23 protein-coding genes, 1 pseudogene and 1 other annotated feature are annotated in these 22,817 nt (G+C 26.9%); of the genes and pseudogenes, 6 read left to right on the forward strand and 18 right to left on the reverse strand.

Features of this window, described 5'->3' with window-relative positions; genetic code table 11:
- Positions 1 to 118 precede the first annotated feature (118 nt).
- The 10 genes from argF to CDIF1296T_RS10735 form a co-directional block, all read right to left on the reverse strand.
- Positions 119 to 1,141: an ornithine carbamoyltransferase gene (gene argF / locus CDIF1296T_RS10690; RefSeq protein ID WP_009897183.1), complete on the reverse strand. Its 1,023-nt coding sequence runs from the start codon at positions 1,139 to 1,141 to the stop codon at positions 119 to 121.
- A 108-nt stretch (positions 1,142 to 1,249) separates the two neighbouring features.
- Positions 1,250 to 2,437 carry an aspartate aminotransferase family protein gene (locus CDIF1296T_RS10695; RefSeq protein WP_009897185.1) on the reverse strand — a complete coding sequence of 396 codons (1,188 nt, stop codon included), beginning with the start codon at positions 2,435 to 2,437 and terminating at the stop codon, positions 1,250 to 1,252.
- A 29-nt stretch (positions 2,438 to 2,466) separates the two neighbouring features.
- A complete protein-coding gene (argB, locus tag CDIF1296T_RS10700; RefSeq protein ID WP_003435171.1) occupies positions 2,467 to 3,327 on the reverse strand; it encodes an acetylglutamate kinase in 861 nt (286 codons plus the stop codon).
- Between the two features lie 14 nt (positions 3,328 to 3,341).
- On the reverse strand, positions 3,342 to 4,559 hold the full coding sequence (argJ, locus tag CDIF1296T_RS10705) for a bifunctional glutamate N-acetyltransferase/amino-acid acetyltransferase ArgJ (RefSeq protein ID WP_009897188.1): 1,218 nt from the start codon (positions 4,557 to 4,559) through the stop codon (positions 3,342 to 3,344).
- A gap of 40 nt (positions 4,560 to 4,599) precedes the next feature.
- Positions 4,600 to 5,634, reverse strand: a complete 1,035-nt coding sequence (gene argC, locus CDIF1296T_RS10710; protein WP_009897190.1) for an N-acetyl-gamma-glutamyl-phosphate reductase — start codon at positions 5,632 to 5,634, stop codon at positions 4,600 to 4,602.
- A 253-nt stretch (positions 5,635 to 5,887) separates the two neighbouring features.
- Positions 5,888 to 6,101: a binding site (T-box leader), on the reverse strand.
- A gap of 303 nt (positions 6,102 to 6,404) precedes the next feature.
- On the reverse strand, positions 6,405 to 7,496 hold the full coding sequence (gene ytvI, locus CDIF1296T_RS10715) for a sporulation integral membrane protein YtvI (RefSeq protein WP_009897193.1): 1,092 nt from the start codon (positions 7,494 to 7,496) through the stop codon (positions 6,405 to 6,407).
- Positions 7,497 to 7,510: 14 nt separating this feature from the next.
- Positions 7,511 to 8,902 carry an agmatine deiminase family protein gene (locus CDIF1296T_RS10720; protein ID WP_009897195.1) on the reverse strand — a complete coding sequence of 464 codons (1,392 nt, stop codon included), beginning with the start codon at positions 8,900 to 8,902 and terminating at the stop codon, positions 7,511 to 7,513.
- Positions 8,903 to 8,920: 18 nt separating this feature from the next.
- On the reverse strand, positions 8,921 to 9,460 hold the full coding sequence (locus CDIF1296T_RS10725; RefSeq protein WP_009897196.1) for a GNAT family N-acetyltransferase: 540 nt from the start codon (positions 9,458 to 9,460) through the stop codon (positions 8,921 to 8,923).
- Positions 9,461 to 9,480: 20 nt separating this feature from the next.
- A complete protein-coding gene (locus tag CDIF1296T_RS10730; protein ID WP_003435159.1) occupies positions 9,481 to 10,806 on the reverse strand; it encodes an MATE family efflux transporter in 1,326 nt (441 codons plus the stop codon).
- On the reverse strand, positions 10,803 to 11,426 hold the full coding sequence (locus CDIF1296T_RS10735) for a cytidylate kinase-like family protein (protein WP_003435157.1): 624 nt from the start codon (positions 11,424 to 11,426) through the stop codon (positions 10,803 to 10,805). The genes CDIF1296T_RS10730 and CDIF1296T_RS10735 overlap by 4 nt, the downstream gene beginning before the upstream one ends.
- A gap of 91 nt (positions 11,427 to 11,517) precedes the next feature.
- Here CDIF1296T_RS10735 and CDIF1296T_RS10740 point away from each other — a divergent pair, with 91 nt between their 5' ends.
- Positions 11,518 to 12,327 carry a MerR family transcriptional regulator gene (locus CDIF1296T_RS10740; protein WP_003435156.1) on the forward strand — a complete coding sequence of 270 codons (810 nt, stop codon included), beginning with the start codon at positions 11,518 to 11,520 and terminating at the stop codon, positions 12,325 to 12,327.
- 433 nt (positions 12,328 to 12,760) lie between these two features.
- Positions 12,761 to 13,123 carry a helix-turn-helix domain-containing protein gene (locus CDIF1296T_RS10745; RefSeq protein WP_003435155.1) on the forward strand — a complete coding sequence of 121 codons (363 nt, stop codon included), beginning with the start codon at positions 12,761 to 12,763 and terminating at the stop codon, positions 13,121 to 13,123.
- A 136-nt stretch (positions 13,124 to 13,259) separates the two neighbouring features.
- Here the strand turns inward: CDIF1296T_RS10745 and CDIF1296T_RS19720 are convergent.
- Positions 13,260 to 13,379 (reverse strand): annotated as a pseudogene (locus CDIF1296T_RS19720) (conjugal transfer protein); the annotation flags it as partial.
- Between the two features lie 93 nt (positions 13,380 to 13,472).
- Positions 13,473 to 14,030, reverse strand: coding sequence for a TetR/AcrR family transcriptional regulator (locus tag CDIF1296T_RS10755; RefSeq protein ID WP_003435154.1), 558 nt, complete (start codon positions 14,028 to 14,030; stop codon positions 13,473 to 13,475).
- 257 nt (positions 14,031 to 14,287) lie between these two features.
- On the opposite strand from CDIF1296T_RS10755, the gene CDIF1296T_RS10760 reads away from it, so the two are divergent.
- The gene (locus tag CDIF1296T_RS10760) at positions 14,288 to 14,986 is read left to right on the forward strand and encodes an alpha/beta hydrolase (RefSeq protein ID WP_009897200.1); all 699 of its coding nucleotides are present in this window, start codon (positions 14,288 to 14,290) and stop codon (positions 14,984 to 14,986) included.
- A gap of 580 nt (positions 14,987 to 15,566) precedes the next feature.
- On the opposite strand, the gene CDIF1296T_RS20155 is transcribed toward CDIF1296T_RS10760, so the two are convergent.
- Entirely contained in the window at positions 15,567 to 15,665 is a 99-nt protein-coding gene (locus tag CDIF1296T_RS20155) for a hypothetical protein (protein ID WP_350256525.1), read from the reverse strand.
- A gap of 343 nt (positions 15,666 to 16,008) precedes the next feature.
- Here CDIF1296T_RS20155 and CDIF1296T_RS10770 point away from each other — a divergent pair, with 343 nt between their 5' ends.
- The 3 genes from CDIF1296T_RS10770 (at position 16,009) to CDIF1296T_RS10780 (ending at position 17,316) form a co-directional block, all read left to right on the forward strand.
- Positions 16,009 to 16,476: a DUF2975 domain-containing protein gene (locus CDIF1296T_RS10770; RefSeq protein ID WP_009897201.1), complete on the forward strand. Its 468-nt coding sequence runs from the start codon at positions 16,009 to 16,011 to the stop codon at positions 16,474 to 16,476.
- A 10-nt stretch (positions 16,477 to 16,486) separates the two neighbouring features.
- Positions 16,487 to 16,702 carry a helix-turn-helix domain-containing protein gene (locus CDIF1296T_RS10775; RefSeq protein WP_003428954.1) on the forward strand — a complete coding sequence of 72 codons (216 nt, stop codon included), beginning with the start codon at positions 16,487 to 16,489 and terminating at the stop codon, positions 16,700 to 16,702.
- Between the two features lie 440 nt (positions 16,703 to 17,142).
- Positions 17,143 to 17,316, forward strand: coding sequence for a hypothetical protein (locus tag CDIF1296T_RS10780; RefSeq protein ID WP_003435150.1), 174 nt, complete (start codon positions 17,143 to 17,145; stop codon positions 17,314 to 17,316).
- A gap of 156 nt (positions 17,317 to 17,472) precedes the next feature.
- Here CDIF1296T_RS10780 and CDIF1296T_RS10785 read toward each other — a convergent pair whose 3' ends face one another.
- The 5 genes from CDIF1296T_RS10785 to CDIF1296T_RS10805 all read right to left on the reverse strand — a co-directional run bounded on the left by CDIF1296T_RS10785 (position 17,473) and on the right by CDIF1296T_RS10805 (position 22,774).
- Positions 17,473 to 17,757: a hypothetical protein gene (locus tag CDIF1296T_RS10785; RefSeq protein ID WP_009897202.1), complete on the reverse strand. Its 285-nt coding sequence runs from the start codon at positions 17,755 to 17,757 to the stop codon at positions 17,473 to 17,475.
- Positions 17,758 to 18,204: 447 nt separating this feature from the next.
- Entirely contained in the window at positions 18,205 to 18,885 is a 681-nt protein-coding gene (locus tag CDIF1296T_RS10790; RefSeq protein ID WP_009897205.1) for a response regulator transcription factor, read from the reverse strand.
- A 1,270-nt stretch (positions 18,886 to 20,155) separates the two neighbouring features.
- Complete coding sequence (locus CDIF1296T_RS10795) at positions 20,156 to 21,028, reverse strand: MurR/RpiR family transcriptional regulator (RefSeq protein ID WP_003424273.1); 873 nt, start codon at positions 21,026 to 21,028, stop codon at positions 20,156 to 20,158.
- 393 nt (positions 21,029 to 21,421) lie between these two features.
- Positions 21,422 to 22,000 (reverse strand): tRNA 5-(aminomethyl)-2-thiouridylate-methyltransferase MnmM, encoded by a 579-nt coding sequence (gene mnmM, locus CDIF1296T_RS10800; protein WP_003424276.1) that lies wholly within the window; start codon positions 21,998 to 22,000, stop codon positions 21,422 to 21,424.
- A 57-nt stretch (positions 22,001 to 22,057) separates the two neighbouring features.
- Positions 22,058 to 22,774, reverse strand: a complete 717-nt coding sequence (locus CDIF1296T_RS10805; RefSeq protein WP_003435147.1) for a pseudouridine synthase — start codon at positions 22,772 to 22,774, stop codon at positions 22,058 to 22,060.
- Positions 22,775 to 22,817: the final 43 nt, after the last annotated feature.

The following is a 22,817-nucleotide window of genomic DNA, read 5'->3' on the forward strand; positions in this document are numbered from 1 at the left end:
TCCTCCCTCTTAATTTGTTGATACATAAGTTATTTTAACATATAATGAGAGTTTTTGAATAATATATTTAAAATATTTTATAAATTTTCATTAAAGTAAAGTCTATATTAAAACATATCTATATTAAATTATTGTTCATATTTACATCAGTCATAGTAGAAACCATAACAGCTTTTATTGTATGCATTCTATTTTCAGCTTCTTCAAATACTTTTGAATATTTTGAATTAAATACCTCGTTTGTAACCTCTAATTCTGATAATCCGAACTTTTCATAAATCTCCTGAGCAACCTTAGTTTCTAAATCATGAAATGCTGGAAGACAGTGTAAAAATATAACATTTTCATTTTCAGTTTTCTTTATCATATCCATATTTACTTGATAATCTTTAAGTTGATTTATTCTTGCTTCATATTGCTCCTCTTCTCCCATAGAAACCCATACATCTGTATATATAACATCTGCACCTTTAACATCATCAATATTTTCAGTCAACATTATATCTCCTTTGGATTTCTTGGCTATTTCCTTCATTTCCTTAACCAATTCTTCATTTGGCCAAAGTTCCTTAGGTGCTAGTGCTACGAAATGTATTCCCATTTTAGCACATCCTATCATCAGTGAGTTTCCCATATTATTTCTAGCATCACCAACATATACAAATTTAACTTTATTCAAATCTTTATCTACATTTTCAATTACTGTTAAAAAATCTGCCAGTATTTGTGTTGGATGATATTCATCTGTAAGTCCATTCCAAACAGGTACACCAGAATATTTTGCTAGACTTTCAACTGTTTCTTGTTTAAAGCCTCTAAATTCTATTCCATCATAGAATCTTCCTAGAACTTTTGCTGTATCTGATACAGACTCTTTTTTACCCATATGACAATCATTTGGACCTAGATAAGTTACATGTGCTCCTTCATCATGAGCTGCTACTTCAAATGAACATCTAGTTCTTGTTGATGTTTTCTCAAATAATAAAGCTATATTTTTTCCTTGTAGCAAATCGCCTTTTATACCAACTTTTTTCTTAGTTTTTAAATAACTTGATAAAGTTAATAAATATCTAATCTCTTCTTTTGTAAAATCCTTTAATGTCAAAAAACTCTTACCTTTTAAACTTATATTATTCATATTAATTCGCCCCTTCTTATAAACTTTTTAAATTCAATTAAACTTGTTAGCACTTTACTTTTTTATTTACTTCTAATTTTTATCTTTAATCAACTATTTCTTGAATATTTAGTTAATTTCTAGTAATATATCTTTTAGGATTTCAAGAGCCTCATCTATTTCCTTATAACTGATTGTTAATGGTGGTAAAAATCTCAATACATTTTTTCCAGCAGTCAAAATAAGCAATCCTTTTTTTCTAGCTTTCTCTTCTATAATACTAGATTCAATATTAGTTTCAATTCCTATCATTAGACCAATACCTTTTGTCTTTAATACAACTTTGTTATTAAAACTTTCAATAGATTTTCTTATATAATTTCCTTTTTCTAATACTTCATTATAAAAACCATCTTTAGATATCTCATCTAATACAACTGAAGCTGCCACCATAGCTAATAAATTACCTCCAAAAGTTGTACCTTGGTCTCCTTTTCCTAGTACTTTTGAAAGTTTTTTATTTACCAATACTCCTCCTACTGGTATTCCTGCTCCCAACCCTTTTGCTACGGTAACTATATCTGGTTTTACATCAAAATATTCATAGCCAAAAAGTTTACCAGTTCTTCCTATACCGCATTGGACTTCATCAAAAATCACTACAATATCCTTTTCTTGACATATTTTTACTATTTGCAAAACATAATCTTTTTCAAGAACATTAACTCCACCTTCGCCTTGAATCGCTTCAAGAATTATTGCACAAACTGTGGAATCAAGATTATTTTTTAAATCTTCAATATTATTTCTTTCTATATATTTAAAACCTTCGGGAAGAGGATAAAAATACTTATGGTATTTGTCCATACCAGTTGCCATTAAAGACATCATTGTTCTACCATGAAAAGAGTCTTTTAAACTTATGATAGTTCCTCTACCATTACCATATTTGTCACTACTATACTTTCTTGCTATTTTGAATGCTGTTTCATTTGCTTCTGTTCCAGAATTACAAAAATATACTTTAGCCATTCCACTTGAATTAATTATTTTCTCTCCTGAATACAACACTGGCTCATTAAAATATAAATTTGAAGTATGTAATAATTTATCTACTTGCTCTTTTAGAGCATTCTTTAAATTACTATTACTATACCCAAGAGAAGATACTCCATATCCACTTGTAAAATCTATGTATTTATTGCCATTAGTATCAAAAAAACAACTTCCTTCACCATAATCTATGACAAAATTGGGTTGGTTATATGTATCTATAAAATATTCATTCCATTTTGAAATTGTATTGTCGTTATTCATTCTTATTCTCCCCTCTTAAACTTATAATTTTATTCATTTTCTTTTCTTATTAATGTACCTATTCCACTATCAGTAAATAGCTCTGTTATTATAGAATGTGGAACTCTTCCATCCAAAATATGTACCCTATTTACTCCGTTATTTAAGGCATCTACGCATCCCTCTATTTTAGGTATCATACCTCCAGTAATTATACCTTCTTCAAATAATTTATCAACATCCTCTAATATAACTTCTGTTATTAATGATTTTTCTTCATCTGGCTCTCTTAACAAACCAGGTACATCTGTAAGAAGTATCAATTTATCTGCATTTAACTCTTTAGCTATAGCAGAAGCTGCTGTGTCACCATTTATATTATAAGTCTCTCCATCATCTCCAACACCTATAGTTGCAATTACTGAAATATAACCTGACTTTAGACAAGATTCTATAAGCTCAACATTTACTTTTTTGATTTCTCCTACAAATCCAAGTTCATAATTTTTATATGGGTCACATAAAATCATATTATTATCTATTCCACAAAGCCCTACTGCTTTTCCACCTTTTGTATGTATTTTATTTACTAGGTCTTTATTAACCTTTCCAGCAAGTACCATTTTTACAATTTCCATGGTCTCTTCATCTGTATATCTAAGACCATTTACAAATTTACTTTCTATATCCACTTTTGCTAGCATCTTATTGATTTCTGCCCCTCCACCATGTACTAAAACTATATTGATTCCAACATAACTCATTAACACAAGGTCTTCCATAACAGATTCTTTTAGACCATCTTTTTTCATTGCACTTCCACCATACTTAACTACAATAGTCTTTCCCTGATGTTTTTCTATATATGGTAAAGCTTCTATAAGTGTATTTGCTTTTTCTATATTAATCATTAAAGTATATCCTCCTAATTTCTATAACTTCCATTTATTCTTACATAATCATAGCTTAAATCACATCCCCATGCATTTCCTCTGGCATTGCCCATATTTAAATCTACTAATATACTTATTTCGTCATCTTCAAGGATTTTTTTTGCTTTTTCCTCATTAAAATCTAATCCATTTCCATTTTTACATACTTCAATATATCCTTTCATACTCTCAAAAATAATATCAACTTTTTCCATATCTATTTCTTCACCTGCATAACCTAAAGCACACAGTATTCTACCCCAATTTGCGTCAGCTCCAAATACAGCTGTCTTTACTAATGAAGAAGATATAACTGTTTTTGCTAATTTTACTGCATGTGCTTCACTTAATGCTCCATTTATATAGCATTCAATTAGTTTTGTACATCCTTCTCCATCTTTTGCAACAAGTTTAGCAAGTTCTATACAGACATATGTAAGTGCACTCAAAAATACTTGATAATGTTCATCTTTTTTGTTTATTCTATCATTTTTTGCTTTTCCATTTGCTAGAATCATTACCATATCATTAGTACTTGTATCTCCATCTACACTAACTCTATTAAAACTTTTGTCAACAGCAATTTTTAAAGCTTCTTTTAGCAAAACTCCATCAATATTTGCATCTGTAGTTATAAATCCTAACGTTGTTGCCATATTAGGATGTATCATACCAGAACCTTTTGCCATACCTCCAATAGTTATTTTTTTATCTCCATACATTATTGCTACTGCTATTTCTTTTTTTATAATATCAGTTGTCATAATAGCTTCTCTTGCTCCAATATGACCTTGTTTACTTAGATTATTCACTAATTCATCCATATTTTCTTCTATTAAATCTATATTTAATGGCTTTCCTATAACACCTGTAGATGCAACCAAAACATCACTTTCTTTAATATTTAATTTATCACTGGTGAATTTAGCCATTTTATAAGCATTTATAAGTCCTTCTTTTCCATTAAAGGTATTAGCATTAGCACTATTTACTATGATAGCTTGTGCTTTTCCATTTTTAATGTGTTCCTGTGTAACATAAACAGGATTGCCCTTTACTTTATTTTGAGTTACTACTGCTGCTGCATCACATAAAACATCTGAATAAACCAAAGCTAAATCTCTTTTTTCTTTATTTTTTCTCAAGCCACAGTGAATCCCTGAAGCAAAAAATCCTTCTGAAACTGTAACTCCACCCTTTATAATCTCCATATTTATCCTCCTAATTATATGAGTTTAGTATTTTTTATTTCTAAAATGATGGTGCAATATTTTTTAAACCTGTATTTTCTTCAATACCAAATATTATATTCATGTTTTGTATAGCTTGACCTGCCGCTCCCTTAATCATATTATCTATAGCTGAACAGATTATCAATGTATCTCCATTTTCATGTAATGATATTACACATTTATTTGAGAATCTAACATTCTTTAAAGAAGCTATCTTATCTAATGGAAGAATTTCTATAAATTCTTTAAATTCATAATAATCAGTTAATTTCCTATGTATATCATTTATAGAAATATTATCTTCTTTTGTACAATATATAGTTGATAAGATTCCCCTATTTACTGGGATTAAGTTTGGTGTAAAAACTACACTTACTTTTTCTTTGCAGGATTCACTTAAATTTTGTTCTATTTCTGGAGTATGTCTGTGTTTCCCTATTTTATATGCAGTGATATTTTCATTAACCTCCGTAAAGTGACTACTAATCGATAATTCTCTACCAGCACCTGTAAGACCTGATTTAGAATCAATTATTATATTATTATTTTTTATCAATTTAGAACTTAGTAATGGCATCAATGGTAAAGAAATACTAGTTGGATAACATCCAGGATTTGCAATTATATCTGCATCTTTTATATCTTCTTTGTATATTTCACTTAATCCATATACAGCTTTTTTATGTAAGATTTTATCTATAAAAGATACTCCATACCATTTACTATATACTTCTTCATCTTTTATTCTAAAATCAGCACCTAAATCTATAACTTTCTTTTTCGATTTAATTGCCTTTATTACAAACTTTTCACTAACTCCATGTGGAAGGGCTGTAAACACAACATCACACATATCTATAACTTTTTCATTTTCTATACATATCATGTTATTTTTATATCCTATACTTGGATATATATCAACTATATCTTTTCCAACATACGAATTTGAACCTATCGCTCTCACTTCGACTTTATCATGATTCATTAATAATCTAATCAACTCTGCCCCTACATATCCAGTTGCACCAATAATACCAACTTTTATTTTATTCATTTTGTTCCCTCCATTTTTATATTCAAATAGTCTTAAAATCCTATCTTTCCACTTTACTATATGATAATCATTTGATAATACGTAGATTAAAATACTCTAATTAAAACAAAAAACCCCTTAGCATTATAAATACTAAGAGGCGATTTTCCGCGGTACCACTCTTATTGGTAAAATTACAATAATCATTAAAACTCAAATTAAAAAGTATCTACAAAATGTACATTTAAAATTAAAAAAGCCTCTTGGTCAAAGACCAAGAGACGAATATACACCCGCGTTACCACTCTAATTGATAAGATAATCTTACCCACTCTAATCTCTTAAGGCGAGATTCACCAATTACCATACTATTACTTCTGGTAATCTCCTCCAAAGCTCTATTCACAATAAAATTCGTTACTAGGCTTCCACCATTCCCAGCTCTCTATCAACTAGCTTTATGCTACTCTCTTTTTCACAGGATTTCAATTTATTTTCTTATTGTTTTATATGATAGTTTATTTTTTTAACTTTGTCAATATAATTTTTAAATTTTTGGAAATATTTTCTATATAATTAATTTCCAGCATTTTGTATCTAAATTGAGTTATAAATATCTACAGTAATAGGACACCATGAATTTCCTGCTGTAATATATTTTAAAAAAGTTCTCCCTCTTGAATCAAGTCATTCAAAAGCTATACCTTATGTCAAAATTATTTTTCATCCAGCGTTTTTTAGAAAAAACACAATTTTCTCCATAAAAGAGACATACATACAACTATTCTTTCCTAATGTAATATATGTATGATTTCTTTGTCATTTAACTTTTTCAAAAACGCAATTAACAATAGAATACCGAACAACCCAATAAATCCAAAGAAATGTAATCCTGTTAGCATACTGGCTAAGGCCAATACAGGATGTAACTCCATATGTTTACCAACTAATTTTGGTTCAATAATATTCCTGATAATAGTAATCACAATATATAGTAGTGCAATTCCTAATGCCATTGAATAATCCCCTAAAAATAAACTGATAATACCCCAAGGTATTAGAATACTTCCAGTTCCTAAAACAGGTAGTATATCTAAAAGAGCAATGAATAAAGCAATTATTCCAGCATAAGAAATATTAATAATAGCAAAACCGACATATAATTCAGAAAAAGTGATAGCAAAAATTAAAAGATAAGAAAAACCACATTTAATAATGGTATCAATAGTAAACGCTTTTGCTTCTGCTAAAAGATAACTTTTATTTTTAGGTATCTGTAGCACTATAAATCTCTTTATCGTTGGATAATCAATTGCTATAAAAATAGAAGCAACGATTGTAATAATTGTTTTCATAAATAGTAATGGAACAGACGAAACAATATCAGTAATACCAGATACGATATTATTTGAAAGAGAAACTATGAAAACACTCATTTCATTCATCAATACAGGCATATTTGCTTCTATTAATTCAATAAACGAAAAATTGAATGAACCAGAAAATAGTTCGACTTCTTTTATAACTGTTTCAGTCAAAGGTATTACCAATTCCTCAAACATGGTTGGTAGGAAATGAAAAATTTCCTTTATTCCATATATTAGATATGTACCTATTACACTTACTATTATTCCTGCAATTAAAAAGAATAAAAAAACAGATATGGTTGCTACAATACCTCGCTTTATTAGTAATTTTTCACTTATGTATAAGACTGGTTTATTCAATAAACTTGCTATTAAAAATGCAAAAACAAAAGGAAGTAATACAGAAAACGCATATTTCCCTAATAACATTAGTAAGCCTAATATCACTACCAAATAACAGAAATTTATTAAAAATCTCTGCTTATTTTGGTATGATGTATGATCTTGTTCATTCAAATAAAATGCACCTCCTACTTTATAGTAACTTTATATGTGCCTTTTGGAGCAACAGGAGGCATTGTTTCACACATTCCAGAACAACTTTTTGCTTGCACAAAATATTCAATCATATCACCTGACTTTCCTATCATATTGGCAAAAAATATTTCTGCTTCTGTAGTTTCTTCTAACCTAATACTTTCCCATGTTTGAAAACCATAGTATCGATAAAACAGTCTACAATTTTCATAATCTAAGCCAGCTTTACTATAATCAACTATTTGAATAGTAACTTCTAAAGCATCATTCTCTGAAACGATTTCTTCTAATCTTTTCACGGAAATATAGAGCATATTCTCATCCCAAATTGCTCTTGTCCTGCAATGAATAACATCTTCATTTCCCCAGCCAGTTCTCACATATCCTGTACGATTTTTTATAATATCTGGCTCTTTTTCAAAATCAAACTCATATCCTTTAATTTCATATCCAGGCAAAGCGTTCTGCCATTGTTTTATTGCAATTTTATCCTGTTCAATTCCATACATTGGAACATAGACACGACTATTTAAAATCACAGAATTAACATAAGCAGTAAGTTCATCACTGTCCTTTTGAAACGGAACAATATCTATACGAAAGATTTTGAATGGACGCCCATATCTGGTTTCTACCTTTTTTACTTCTTCTAAAATTTTTTCATATCTTTCATACAAATAGTGTTCTTTTGGCGTTCTGCTCACAAGTAATGTTTCTTCATCAATTATTTTTAAATAACAGTCAATATGTTGTAAACCATAATCAGCAAAATTAGAAAATATATAATACTCATTCATTCCAGTATCTCTTGCCACCATAGAAAAAAATTCTTCGTCAGAAATTCCTTTCGCACGATTTTCTGTCTGTAAAATGTGCATAGACATCAATTTATTGAAACCATCTGACATAAGATTTCCGCCTGTTAGTGCATAAGGTAATTTCATAAATGGCAAACCAATCTGTTTCGCAATCAACTCTTGTGATTGATCTTCTTTTTGTTCATAAGAGTTAGTAGTTAATAGGTTATGTTCGCAATCAAACATGATTTCTGGTTTATTTATGGATACAAATGGTGTTGACATCTTATATTCTGCACCAGCCAAAAAGAGTTTTCCGTTTTCATCAAAAATAGGGTGCATACCCCAATCACGAACCCATGGTGTATCAAATCCCTGTGGAGCAATGCAGAAAATCAAATTTTTTAAATTTCCACCCCACTTACTTAAATAATATTTTGCAATTTCAATTTCCTCTTTATTTGGTACACACATGTATACAGAATAATTTTGCGTTAAATCTACAATATACTTATGGGGAAGAAAAGGTGGCCATGCAAGCATGACACCTTTAATCGGTTCCCATTCCCCAGCTAAACGTCTTTTCATTTCTAATACCTCACTTTCTTACTTTTTCCACAAATGAAATGAAATTTCTCTAATTTTAAGATTTTTCAACAATGTTTCAAATTCATTTTTTTGAAAGGTTTTCTGATTACATAAAACTTCCATTTCTAGTCCCTTATACTCCATGAGATATTCTGTTTCATAAAACCCATTCTGAAGATAAAATTGCTTCCTTAAAATTCTTTGTTGTAAATTAGGAGCACTGTCCTCTATAGTTTCCATATCAAGAACAATTTGACAATTGGGATATTGTTTTTTCATAAGTGACAGTGCTTTTCCACCATATCCTTTAGAGCGTTGTTCTGGGGAAATTGCAAGAAATAATATATATCCTATATGATTTTCAATCACCAAAACATAAAAACCAATAAATTGTTGCTTATCATATAAAGCAGATACTTCTATTTTTTTACTTTGAACTAAATTAAGCATTTCTTGTATAGACATACGTTCTTCATCTGGAAATGCCTCGTTATTAAGTTCTTCAAATTTTTCTAAATCTTTAAAATATGAAGTTACTTTTTGTATTGTTAAGCTCATATAGATACCTCCAAATTGATTTAATAATGATATTTTTTCTGTTTTCTTATTATAAAGAAAGCCGTCATAATAGTTGCCAATATTTCAGCACCAACAATAGAAAACCATATCCCATTTACTCCCCAGAATATAGGGAATATAAGTACTGATACAACTTGAAATACTAAAATACGCATAAAAGCAATAAGCGCAGAAGTTAAACCGTCATTTAATGCAGTAAAGAAACTAGAACCAAAAACACCAAAACCAGAAAATAAAAAGGAAAAAGAGTAAATCATAAATGCTCTTAATGTCATTTCCATTAAATTATTATCGTAACCCACAAAAATAAAAGCAATCGGTTTTGATAAAAATTCGCCTATTATAAACATAAATACAGCAAAACAAATAATTACAATCAAACTTCTTTTTCTTAAATTTTTTAATTCGTCATAATTTTTTGCTCCATAATGATAACTGATTATAGGGGCAGTACCAACAGAATACCCAATAAAAACAGCTTGAAATAGTAACGCTACATAAAGAAGAACACCATAGGATGCAACGCCATCTTCGCCAGCATATTTTAGTAATTGAGCATTATACAGCATACTCACAACAGATGTGGAAACATTAGTCATTAGTTCTGAAGAACCATTTGCAACAGTCTTTTTCAAAACATCACAATCAAATTTAGGTTTCTTAAATTTAAGCAAACTGTTGTTTTGTCGGCTAAAATAAAGTAATGGAATGATACCACCAACATATTGACCGATTGCAGTTGCCAGTGCTGCACCTACCAATCCCCATTTAAAAACAGTGATAAATAATGCGTCTAAAACAATATTTGTAATTCCAGCCATAATTGCAACATATAATCCAAGTTTTGGCTTTTCTGCTGTTGCAAATAAACACTGAAATTCGCACTGCAAAATATAGGCAGGAATAGCGATAATTACCACACATCCATAAAGAATACTATCTGTCAATAATTGACCATCTGCTCCCATAGCAGAAGCAATCCATGGCATAGTTACTATACCTAAAACAGCTAGAATAATACCACAACCAGCAGAAGTAACAATGAGTAACGAAAACTGTTCGTTTGCTTCTTCTTTTTTTCCTTCACCCATTGTTTTAGCAATTAAAGCTCCACCACCTGTTCCAAAAAGAAAGCCAACACACCCTAAGATTAGCAAAAATGGCATAATAAAATTGACAGCAGTAAAAGCAGTTTTCCCTACAAAATTTGAAACAAAATATCCATCAACAACCCCATAAATAGAACTTATTACCAGCATAATAATTGTAGGAAATGTAAATTTTAATAAGCGTTTATAATTAAAATTATCTGACAACTGTATCATTGTTCATACCTCCTAAACCAATACTCTGAAAAGTTAGCAATTGCATAAGAAAGATGTTTTATATTCCATTCAGATGTATTAACTATAATATGATAGGAAGTTTGATTTCCCCATAAGGAGCTCGTAAAAAATTCTCTTGATCTTGCTCGATTTTTATCAATCTCTCTTATCTTTCTTTCTAATTCTTTTTTTGAAATATGTTCATTGTTTAACTTTTTTTCAATACAGCGTTGTATTTTAAAGTTCATATTTGCACAAACAAAAACGTTAAATGGCTGGTACTTCTTTAATAATATATCTGCATTTCTACCAACAATAACACAATCCTTACCTGTACTGGCAATCTGATTGATAACATTTGATTGTTCTATTAACAAATCTGTCTTCATGGATTGCATAGACAAAATATTAGTAAAAGAAGTACACATTGTTAAAGGAACGTTTCTCCAACCATGATTTTCTAATATGTAGGAAACATAGTTTTCGTCAATTTTTTTCTTTCTAGCTATAGCAGTGATAATTTCTTTATCGTAGTAGTCAAAATTTAAAATATCAGCAAGTTGTTTTCCAAGTTCTCGTCCACCACTTCCAAACTCTCGGCTAATTGTAATAATTTTCATAATATCTTTTCCTCACATTTCATTGAATATAAAAGCTTTCTATGTTATCCTAAAGTATCTGGTAACCCTAAAGTCAATAGGAGATTTAAAAATGATTAAAAAATTATATAAGACAAGTGAATTTGCAGAATTGTGTGGGGTAAAAAAACATACACTTTACCATTATGATGAAATTGAATTATTAAAACCGAGTATTACCCATGAAAATGGCTATCGGTATTATACAATTGACCAATTTGAAAAATTTAATATTATTTCTGTGCTAAAAAAAGCAGGTACACCTTTAGAAGAAATAAAACAATATCTCAATGATTTAGATACGAATACCTTTCTTAATGTACTTCACAGAAAGCTAATGGATCTTCAAGAAGAAGTGAAGAAGATTGAAAAAATGTGTTCTATGTTGAGAAATGTCATTTCAACAATGGAAATACATCTCAATGTAAACACAGAAAAAATCGAAATTGTAAATTGTGAGGAAGAATATCTGATTGCAACTAAAATTCCTGAAGCTGTACTAACAGATGAAAAAACAATGTTACAAGGTATTGGAAATCACTTACAATATTGTTTATTACATGATTATAATTTTCATGTAGGAGAAATTGTTCTTGAAAAAAATATAAAACAGGGAATTTTTAGAGAGAGCTATTATTATAGCCTTATTAAAAATAAAGTAGATGATGAGCGCCTTTTTATTAAACCAAAGGGAAATTATGCAGTTATGTATCACCAGGGGAGTTATGACAGTTTATATAAAACTTATCAAAATATGAAAAATCAGTTAGAAGAACAAGGGTATCATATTGTTGGAAATATTTATGAAGAAGATTTAATTGATTATTTATCAGAACATAACGCCGAAAACTACATTCAAAAAATTTCTATGCAGGTTATTTGAAAATATAAAAAGCGTGTATATCTCAAATCACATGAGAAATACACGCCTTTTTTAATATCTCGTATTGTCTATAATAATTTGCTTAAAATGTCCTTTTTTATCTTCTAAAGTTGGTATCTTATTTCCAAATTTTTGTAGAAATTCAGGTTCATTGCTATTATTTGTTTCCTCAATGCAAACTGCATTTCCTCATGAATTTCAGATACAGAAATAGCCTTTTATTTTCGTTAACCATTTAATCAGTTTTTTACTATCTTTTTATAAAATCTTAACATGTAGGCTTTATGCCTCCATTTCTTTTGTAGTTGTCTTAAAAGTAGTGCAAATTTTTTTCTTAAATATATATTATATAAATTATTCATTTATATAGAGTATTATATTATGCTCTGTAAATAGTTACAATATTTAAAAGAATGAAAGGAGAACAAAAACTATGGAAATTGATTATAAAGCAATCGGACAGCGAATTAAAATTGCAAGAATTAAAAAAGGTATAACACAAGAATCCGTTGCAAACATTATCAACATGACACCATCCCATATGAGCAACGTGGAAACAGGAAAAACGAAAGTCAGCCTGCCAACCTTGATTGCGATTGCCAATGCACTTTCTGTATCAGTCGATACTCTCTTATGTGATAATGTACTTTCTTCCAAAGTAATTTTTGAAAAGGAAGCCAAAGATATTTTCTCAGATTGTGATGAATATGAAATCCGTTCTTTAGTTGAACTGCTAAAATCAGCAAAAACTGTAATCCGTAAAGACAGAGAAATCCGCAAACAATTTGAAAAATAAAACCACAGCTTCAAGGTATAAATTGATATGTGTTGTTAGCTAAGGTCTTTTCTTTTTTTATATAATCATTTTTATATAATCAAATAACCTATCCAATAATTTTCCAATTACTGTCCTTATGAAATATCAATTTATACTATGATACCTGTGTCGCTTTTGTCTGATTATCAAGGAATTTTACAGCTACCTTTTCATTATCAACAACAACAGTAAAAATAGGGTTTACCAATTCAGAAAGTAAATATTCTTGAAATATACTATTTTCCTTTCATAAAAATGATAAAATTTTATTTTACATCCCACGTAATGAAGTGTTCAATAAATAAGTTAAAATAATTTATTTACCTCCTTAATCATATTTTTTATGAATACCTAATAACACAGTATCAATAGAATCGACTAAACCTTTTATAGCTTCTTCTTTACTCAAAAGTGATTTCCCAAGTTGCAAAGTCGAATAACCATGAAGTACACTCATTATTAAGTTTAATACTTCACCTGTATTCTTTGTATTTAGATTACAAGAAAGAATAAGTTTTTCTAATAAGGATTTATATTCATCAAAGATTTCTAATGTTTCATTATTTCCATGCCAAGTAGCCCACTGAATTGTTTCATAAACACCAGGATTAGAAATTATAAAATTAAAGTATGCTATACTTATACACTTTATAGCTGTATCTCCAAAATTTCCAATAGCCGCCTTTATCATTTGACTATTCATCTCTCTCATTCCTTTATGAGCTACTTCAAGTAATAAATCATCTAGACTTTCTATATGATTGTACAAAGATGGTGTACGTATTCCTAGCTTTTCTGCAATAACTTTTAAAGAAACTTTGTTAAGCCCATCTTTATTAACTATATCTGATGTAGCTTGTATAACTATTTCTCTACTAACACGCATGATTTTCCCTCTTTCATTTAAAATTAATTACTTTATTAGTTTAGCTAATCTAATTAGTTTCGTCAATTATTGTAATTTATAAAATTCTTTATACTATTATAAAATCTTGACAGTTTAATTATAATTTAATATAATACTAATTGAATTAGTTTTAATACTAATATAATTAGTATTATATTAAATTCTATATTACAACATTATTTTATAGTTTGATTAATTCAACAATCACTAATATATCAAACTGAAAGGAGATTTTTATGGAAAAAAAATATTTCGAAATTCATGGAGTTCCTTCAATCCTTTGGGGAAATCCTTCAAGTAAATTATATATTTACATACATGGACAATGTGGCAATAAAGAGGAGGCTGAAGCTTTTGCTAATATTGCAGTTCCACATGAGTGTCAAGTTTTAAGTGTTGATTTGCCTGAACATGGAGAACGTAAAAGAGAAAAAAATTCATTTAACCCATGGCATGTTGTTCCAGAATTAATATCTATTATGGAATATGCAAAGTGCCACTGGAATCAAATTTCGTTATATGCAAATAGCATTGGAGCATGGTTTAGTATGTTAAGCTTTGAAAAAGAGAACTTAAGAGAGTGTATTTTTGTATCTCCAATTCTAGATATGCAACAGCTCATTTCAAATATGATGCTTTGGGCAAATGTATCAGAAGAACAGCTTAAACATGAACTAATTATCCCAACTTCATTTGGGCATACTCTTTCATGGGAATATCTACAATATGTAAAACAACATCCTATCACTCAATGGAATGTACCAGCAAAAATATTATATGGTAAACATGATGAACTTACTGAAATCGGTGTTGTAGAGAAATTTGTAGAAAAGTTTAATTGCAACCTTACTATTATAGAAAATGGCAAACATTGGTTTAACACACCACAAGAATTAAATTCATTATATGAATGGTTAAATACTTTAGTTAAATAAAAAATAATTATATTATTAATATGATTAAATTATTTATAAATGTTATTTAATTAATTTTATTTTAGCATTATTAAAATAACTACATAAAGAATAAATTAGTTATTATTAAAGAAATTAAAAGTATATAGAGTATTAATAATTTTTTAATAATTAGTTATTATAGAAAAAAGAGGGATATAATATTGTCTCCCTCTCTTTCTTCTGTAATATTATATAATTTTTATTTATCACTCTCAATAAATTATAGTTATCTACAAAATTCAATCTTTAATACACTATTAATATATTGTGATATTAATATTACAGTATTAAATAAAATCTAATAAAATTAACTATAAAATATCTATTATATAAATATCCACTCTTATGTTTGAAATCCGTCATATAGTTTTATCCTTCTTATCTTTTATATCAATAACTTTTTTTAATAAAATTGACAAAACTAAAGTAAAAAACCTTATTGATAATGAAACAAATGATACTATAAGTTCTGATATTATAGTAATTGCATATAAATAGACATCATAAAAATAATATAATATTGTCACTATAAAATTAAATGTAAAAATATCAAATCTAACTAAATACACATATAGGTATTTTTTAAGTTTTTAGGTATTTCTTCTGAAAATGATTTATTGATTGATACCAATTTACATAATCTTTTTAATATAAACAATGATACAATATATGGGACAGCACATATGTATATAGCTACTTATATTACATATTACAGTTGGCATATTCGTATTTGTAATGCTTATACCAATTTTAAAATACACCATCAGTACTAATGGTATTAAAATAATCTATAATAAAGTTAAAATTATTCCAATTAGTACAATATTATTTAATATTTTACAACTCATATTCTTTTTTATATAAATTTACCACCTTATACATTCTTATTTTTAGTATATATTATAATGGTTTTATATATTATATCAATAATTTATTATTGAAATTCAATAAATTATATATTATAATCAATAATATACTTTATATAAAGGAGATGATATTTTATGATTACAAAATTTTTTAGTAATATATTATCAGTATTTCTATATTTTCTATTATCACTTTTAGGAGTTGCTGGTATAATATTCTTATGTATGATACCTATGTTTTTATATGATTTTAGTTCTGACAAAGTAATCGCTTTAATTGCAAGAATACTATATTTTTTTGACTACTTTATAGTCATCTTATTCTTGATATTTATAATTAATAGTACTAAGTATTCCCCATTCGTACTTGAAAATGTAAAAAGGTTTAAGGTAATGGGATGTTGTTTATTGATAAACACTATAATTGAATGTATAAATGGTTATAATTTAAATACTAATAATATAAGAATTTTTGGAACTGATAGTGGCGGTATCTCACCACTTATGGTTATCTCTTTTATATTTGCACTAATGTGCTTTGTAATTGCAGAAACATTTGATAAAGCTATAAAAATAAAAGAAGATAATGATTTAACAATATAGAGGTGATGTTATGGCAATAGTAGTTAACCTAGATGTAATGATGGCAAAAAGGAAAATATCACTTAAAGATTTGGCAGAAAAAATAGATATTACAAATGCAAATTTATCAATTTTAAAAACTGGAAAAGCAAAAGCTATTAGATTTACCACTCTAAACGAAATTTGCAAAGCTTTAGACTGTCAGCCAGGTGATATACTTGAATATGTAGAAGATGAAAATGATTAAAAAAGAGTGTTTAGAAACACTCTTTTTTATTATACTATATGATTTTTATTCTTTTACTATATTATTGACATTAATATTAACTTTGTTTAAAGTCATAACAAAATATGTTCTAAGAAAGAAACTGTTCCTTTATCTATTTGTTATCCATTACCTATAAGAACTGTATCACACTAAATCATACTTTTAAATTGATAATTTTACCACAGATTCCTATATACATTCTTTTCTACCTAATATTTGTTTAAACTGTTAGCAAAACATGGAACTTTTTCATTTACTTATACCTCCATTTATATTATTGCATAGTTTATAGCTACGTGTTATAAATTACATTATTGATGATTTTATCTAACATTTGTAATCTTTTAGATACTCTTTGAAGTTACAACACTGTTATACTCTAATTAAGTAAACTAAATCTGATACAAGTTGGTGATTATATGAAAAGAAAACTTTCAACCTATTTTAAAGGATATATTTTAGGTTTATGTATAGCATTTTTATTATTTACTTTTATATTAAAAAAATTAATTATAGAAAATATCATTGGAATAATAATTGGAACTGGAATTGCATTTTTACTGATTTACCTATTTAATAAAAAAAGAAAATAATATTCTATAAAAAGGTCTTTTAGTGAATTTACAAAAAATTAATAAGAATAATATATACTTAGTATTTAAAAAGGGTAACAACTCTCTCTAGCTGTTACCTCATATATTTATCTATATCTTTAGTATTAAGTTTTTTAATTTCTACTTTTTTAATTATCAATTTCTGTATGTAGATATGCTAAACCTTCCAACTTGAGATTTAAATAACTTTTCAATCTCATAAACTATTCTATACACCTTATTTTCGTACTCTAAATCATAATACACATTTATTTCACCTATACTGTTTACACTTATTGTATAATGTTCTTTTTCTATTATACATATGCTTCCAAAATCTGACAGGTCATTATCTATCAATTTTAACTGTTTTTTTATTTTTGAAAAATCTAATCTTGGAAATATGTCATTAGGATAAAAACTTTTATTATATACAAGCATTTCATCCACCCCTTATCATTCTATTTACACCATTTTATACCCTAATTAATAATGTACTAATCAAGTTTTTCCATATTCTTCAAATTACTTTATATAAAACAAAATACAAATTTATTTTTTAATGCTTTAAATTATAATTTTTAAATGTATATTAGTAAAATATAAGTATATTTTCATCCACAACAATAAAAAAATAATAGCTATATAAAAATAGCTACTATCTTTTTATTAATTAATATTCATTTGTTTTATTATTACGACTTATATTATAGTTTTATATATTTTACTGATGTCTATAATATTTCAGACATTTTTTATATTTATTCTACTGCTATAATTTAATTAAGTAAATTAAATCTAATTTTACAAATATATCGTTAGAACAAAAACTCTTGTAATATACTAACATATTATCTATGCCTTATCATTCATTCTGTTTATAAAGCTTTATATCTTGTTAAAGTAATACCCTACTTCTCTTATCGTTATAATTTTTTGAGGATTTTTATAATCTTTCTCTATTTTCTTTCTTAATCCACTCACAGCAACCACTACACTATAATTATCATCTAAATACTCATTCATCCATACATGTTCATATATCTCCTTAATAGTTAGAGTCTTTTCAGCATTCTCTATAAAGTAATTTAATAATCTATTTTCTGTTGGAGTTAACTTTATCATTTTATTTTCTAACTTTATTACTCCACTAGCTCTATTATAATCTTCTAGTTTTATATTATTTTTATTATTATTTAAAAATAAATCTCTTCTTCTTAAAATAGCTTTCACTTTCGCATATAATATTTCTAAATTTAAAGGCTTTATTAAATAATCATCTCCTCCAGAATTTAAAGCATTTAAAATACTTTGATTTTCATTTATATAAGTTATATGAATAATTGGGCAAGTAGTTATATTTCTAATTTTTTTACAAAAATCCCAACCATCACCATCAACTAAAATTATCTCTAAAAATATTAAGTCAAATTTCTTGCTAAATATTTTTATAATAGCATCTTTACAATTATATGCTAAATAGACATTTATCCCCTTTCCTTCTAAAAAATTTTTCAGCTCTTGAGAACTATTCTTATCTCCATCAATTATCAATACATCAATTTGCATTACAATCTCTCCTAAATATCATTATTTTTCTATAAAGAATTGGAAAAATATTTTTAGTACATTTTCTAATAGCATTTTTTACCCTTATAAGAAATTTTAAATACTATAAATCCATTTTCTTTATTATTTATATATATTTATTATCTAAACTGCACACTTCAAAATTCACATAGCATCCTTGTATCTCTAGTAAGTTATTTTAAGATATACACTTTATTTGGTATTTCATTTGATTTTTTATTTACTGTATAAAGATAAGCATATACAATTATATAATTCAAAGCTATATTTTTTATTCTCATAATTATATCTTTAACAATTTAATATAGATATAAATTAAAATTTCTATTATAAAAATAAATTTGATAATATCCACATTATTGTCTACGAGCATTAGGTTATACATTAGGCACTATATATAAAATTATTTTAACCAAAGTATAAAATTTCGATTATTACACAATATATCACTTTTATTTTTATAATATTATTGTAATTTAAGCTTTAGAGATTAAATATTCTTAAATAATTCTTTAATATTATATTAAAAATTAAAAATCATTATTAAATGCTAATAAAAATTTCCTATTTTGGGGAAAGGGAGCTTAAAACAATTTTATATTATAAATTTATGTTTTTTTTAAAATGCCTCTATTGGTATGTTTAAGTATTGATTTATATAATTTATATAGTTATAATATAAGATATATTGTATTATTTTGGTAAATACATTATTACAAAAGCTTTATATTCTATGTCTTAATATTTATAAAAACTTTATTTTATTTTTATAAAGTATTATATTTCTAAAAAAGTTTCCCTTTCCCCAAAAATGGCTACTTAAAAAATCAAGATTTCATACCTAACTACTAATTCTATGATTTTTAAATTTTTCAACTTCTTTGTCAAAGTTAAAATAAAATACTAAAAGACACATATTATAGTGAACAAAAAAGATAGAAATACATATTTTAATATAATTTTAATAAGATATTATATACTTAAATACAAATAAAATTAATTTTATAATTGTTAATTAAGGAAATGATATTGTTTAGAGAAATAAAAAAAGCACTCTCCATGAATGGAAATGCTTTCTTTAATAAATTAGTTGACGTAGTAAAGATGTATTCAGAATACATCTTTATGTTTTGAGTCTCGAAATATTTATTTGTATTATTTAAACGAAAATTTATTTTTTAAGTGATAATCGAGTATTTACTAATAAGGCTATGATTCTCAATTTCATAGCCTTATTAATATACAAACTTTACTCATACACAGAATATCTTTTCCAAATTTGCTCTAAATCATCAAAATGCTGTTTAATATCTTCTTTTTCCTTCATCCCAACAGATATAGCAAGGGCATTTGAAATACTAAGAGCTGGAACTAGAGAATCTACAAATGAAGCCATATTACTCTTAACTAGAAGAGTGTTATCTGCAAGTGATGCTACTGGCGCAAATAAGCTATCTGTTAATGATATTACATGGGCTCCTTTTTCCTTAGCATAATTGACAATTTGATAAGATTTCTTAGAATAACGAGGGAAACTAATAGCAACTATTACATCTTCTTCATTTATTCTTACAATCTGCTCAAAAGCATCTCCCATATCCATTCTAATTATATGAACATTGTCAAGTATTATATCTAAGTAAAAACCTAAATATTGAGCTACTACAAAAGAACTCCTCATTCCAAGTATATATATTTTTCTCGCTCTTAAAAGTTTGTTAGAAGCTTCTTTAAACGCTCTCTCGTCAATTTCTTCTAGTGTAGACCTTATATTATCTATATCACTTTTTAAAACTTTGTTTAGTATTGCAAAATCATCGGAATAATCATGTGCCATTTCAACTCTTTGTACTGTAGTTAGTTTATTTTTTATGAGTTCTTGAAGTGCAGCTTGTAATTTAGGATATCCACTATAACCTAATGCATTTGCAAATCTTACAACTGTAGACTCACTTACTCCTACAGTTTCACCCAATTTACATGCAGTCATAAATGCAACTTTATCATAATTATTTAAAATGTATTGTGCTATAAGTTTTTGACCCTTACTCAATCTCGTATATTGAGATTGTATATTTGATATCAAATGTTTACTGTCCTTCATTTCATTTGTTTCTTCCATTTTTTTCTCCTTTTAGTTATATAAACTATTTTGTTTTATTAACACTGTCTTTTTCTCTAAAAATTTTATTTTTTATCTCAATTTCATCTTAGTTTTTATCATAGCTTCTTAAACTCATAAAATTCTAACTTTTCTGTACCTTATACTTCACATAGTATTTTCGATTAAATTTATTATACCATCTTTCCTTGCATTTTTTAATATTTATCCAATATTTCTTTTAAATTTTTCAATTTTTACTCATTTAAAAGTTATCTATCTTATTTTGCATATTTAGATGTATATTTTGTTTTGAGAATAAGCTGTTGTATACTTATTATTTAAAGTATTTTTAATAGGTCACACTATATATATTAACTCTTAATACAATCTTGTCAAGTTTTTTAGTATTTATTATGCTTTTTTCTTTTCAATTAAAATCAATTGTGGTGGGTTATTGACTTGATTTAAAAACTTAGATTCTAAAACATTAAATTCATCTTGATTTAAATTATTGACAAGGTTATATATGCAATCTTTTTCTTCTTGACCTCCATCATGCCCTGTATATATGGCAATGCTTATTACTCCATTTTCTTTTAGCATTTCTAAACTTAACTTTATAGCCTTTAAAGTTGTATCTGGTTTGGTTATAATTGAATGTTTCGCTCTTGGAAGATAACCCAAATTAAATAAAACACATGAAACTTCTTCTTTTATATATTGATTCATTTTTTCATGCCCATCAAATATCAATTTTACTCTATCTGTATATCCTTCTTTCTCTAGTTTCTTTCTTGTAGACTTTATTGCTTCTTCTTGTATATCAAAAGCATATACAAAGCCCTTTTCTCCAACCTTCTCAGCTAGATACCTTGTATCATACCCATTTCCCATAGTAGCATCAATTACTATGTCACCTTCATTTATAATATTTTCTAAATAAAATTTATTTATATCTGTAATTTTAGTTAAATACTTTGCATATGCCATAATACTATTTCTCCCTACTATTAACTTTATTTCATTTTTTCTCAATTTATTTTTATCTTATTTTATTGATTTTAAATATTTTATTTCATCTTCTGTTAGGTATCTATATTCTCCAACTTTGGTGTCTTTTAATACTATTTTCCCCACAGAAATCCTTCTTAAATTTAAAACTGGATGATTTATAGCTTTGCACATTTTTCTTACTTGTCTATTTCTACCCTCATGTATAGTTATTTCACACACTGAATAATTTTTTTCTTTATTTTCTTTAGTTACCCTTATTTTGGCAGGTGCCGTTGTGTAATCTTCTATTTTTAGTCCTGTTTCGAATTGTCTTATCTCATCATCACTTATAATTCCCTTCACACTTGCCACATACGTTTTATCAATTTCATGTTTTGGATGGGTAAGCTTATATGTTAAATCGCCATCATTAGTAAGTATTAATAAACCACTAGTTTCATAATCTAATCTCCCTATTGGATATACTCTTTCCCTTACATCTTTAAGTATGTCTATTACACTGGGTCTATTGAATTGGTCTTTTACTGTAGTTATATATCCCTCTGGTTTATTTAATACTATATATATATAATTTTCACTTGGTTTTACTTTTTTATTATCAAATTCTACTATGTCTTTTTCTTCATCAATATTAAAAGATAACTCTTTTACTACACTTCCATTTACCTTTATTCTTCCTCCAAGAATTATTTCTTCTGCTTTTCTTCTTGATGCTATTCCACAAGAAGCTATATACTTATTAATTCTCATACTTAATCCTTCCTTATCTTAAATTATGTGTGTTTAATATTTT

This window comes from Clostridioides difficile ATCC 9689 = DSM 1296 (assembly GCF_001077535.1).
GTDB classification, from domain to species: domain Bacteria; phylum Bacillota; class Clostridia; order Peptostreptococcales; family Peptostreptococcaceae; genus Clostridioides; species Clostridioides difficile.

Coding starts and splice junctions, on each gene's coding strand:
- argF (WP_009897183.1), bottom strand. CDS start 1,141: ATGAATAATATAAGTTTAAAAGGTAAGAGTTTTTTGACATTAAAGGAT.
- CDIF1296T_RS10695 (WP_009897185.1), bottom strand. CDS start 2,437: ATGAATAACGACAATACAATTTCAAAATGGAATGAATATTTTATAGAT.
- argB (WP_003435171.1), bottom strand. CDS start 3,327: ATGATTAATATAGAAAAAGCAAATACACTTATAGAAGCTTTACCATAT.
- argJ (WP_009897188.1), bottom strand. CDS start 4,559: ATGGAGATTATAAAGGGTGGAGTTACAGTTTCAGAAGGATTTTTTGCT.
- argC (WP_009897190.1), bottom strand. CDS start 5,634: ATGAATAAAATAAAAGTTGGTATTATTGGTGCAACTGGATATGTAGGG.
- CDIF1296T_RS10720 (WP_009897195.1), bottom strand. CDS start 8,902: ATGAAAAGACGTTTAGCTGGGGAATGGGAACCGATTAAAGGTGTCATG.
- CDIF1296T_RS10725 (WP_009897196.1), bottom strand. CDS start 9,460: ATGAGCTTAACAATACAAAAAGTAACTTCATATTTTAAAGATTTAGAA.
- CDIF1296T_RS10730 (WP_003435159.1), bottom strand. CDS start 10,806: ATGATACAGTTGTCAGATAATTTTAATTATAAACGCTTATTAAAATTT.
- CDIF1296T_RS10735 (WP_003435157.1), bottom strand. CDS start 11,426: ATGAAAATTATTACAATTAGCCGAGAGTTTGGAAGTGGTGGACGAGAA.
- CDIF1296T_RS10740 (WP_003435156.1), top strand. CDS start 11,518: ATGATTAAAAAATTATATAAGACAAGTGAATTTGCAGAATTGTGTGGG.
- CDIF1296T_RS10745 (WP_003435155.1), top strand. CDS start 12,761: ATGGAAATTGATTATAAAGCAATCGGACAGCGAATTAAAATTGCAAGA.
- CDIF1296T_RS10755 (WP_003435154.1), bottom strand. CDS start 14,030: ATGCGTGTTAGTAGAGAAATAGTTATACAAGCTACATCAGATATAGTT.
- CDIF1296T_RS10760 (WP_009897200.1), top strand. CDS start 14,288: ATGGAAAAAAAATATTTCGAAATTCATGGAGTTCCTTCAATCCTTTGG.
- CDIF1296T_RS10770 (WP_009897201.1), top strand. CDS start 16,009: ATGATTACAAAATTTTTTAGTAATATATTATCAGTATTTCTATATTTT.
- CDIF1296T_RS10775 (WP_003428954.1), top strand. CDS start 16,487: ATGGCAATAGTAGTTAACCTAGATGTAATGATGGCAAAAAGGAAAATA.
- CDIF1296T_RS10780 (WP_003435150.1), top strand. CDS start 17,143: ATGAAAAGAAAACTTTCAACCTATTTTAAAGGATATATTTTAGGTTTA.
- CDIF1296T_RS10785 (WP_009897202.1), bottom strand. CDS start 17,757: ATGCTTGTATATAATAAAAGTTTTTATCCTAATGACATATTTCCAAGA.
- CDIF1296T_RS10790 (WP_009897205.1), bottom strand. CDS start 18,885: ATGCAAATTGATGTATTGATAATTGATGGAGATAAGAATAGTTCTCAA.
- CDIF1296T_RS10795 (WP_003424273.1), bottom strand. CDS start 21,028: ATGGAAGAAACAAATGAAATGAAGGACAGTAAACATTTGATATCAAAT.
- mnmM (WP_003424276.1), bottom strand. CDS start 22,000: ATGGCATATGCAAAGTATTTAACTAAAATTACAGATATAAATAAATTT.
- CDIF1296T_RS10805 (WP_003435147.1), bottom strand. CDS start 22,774: ATGAGAATTAATAAGTATATAGCTTCTTGTGGAATAGCATCAAGAAGA.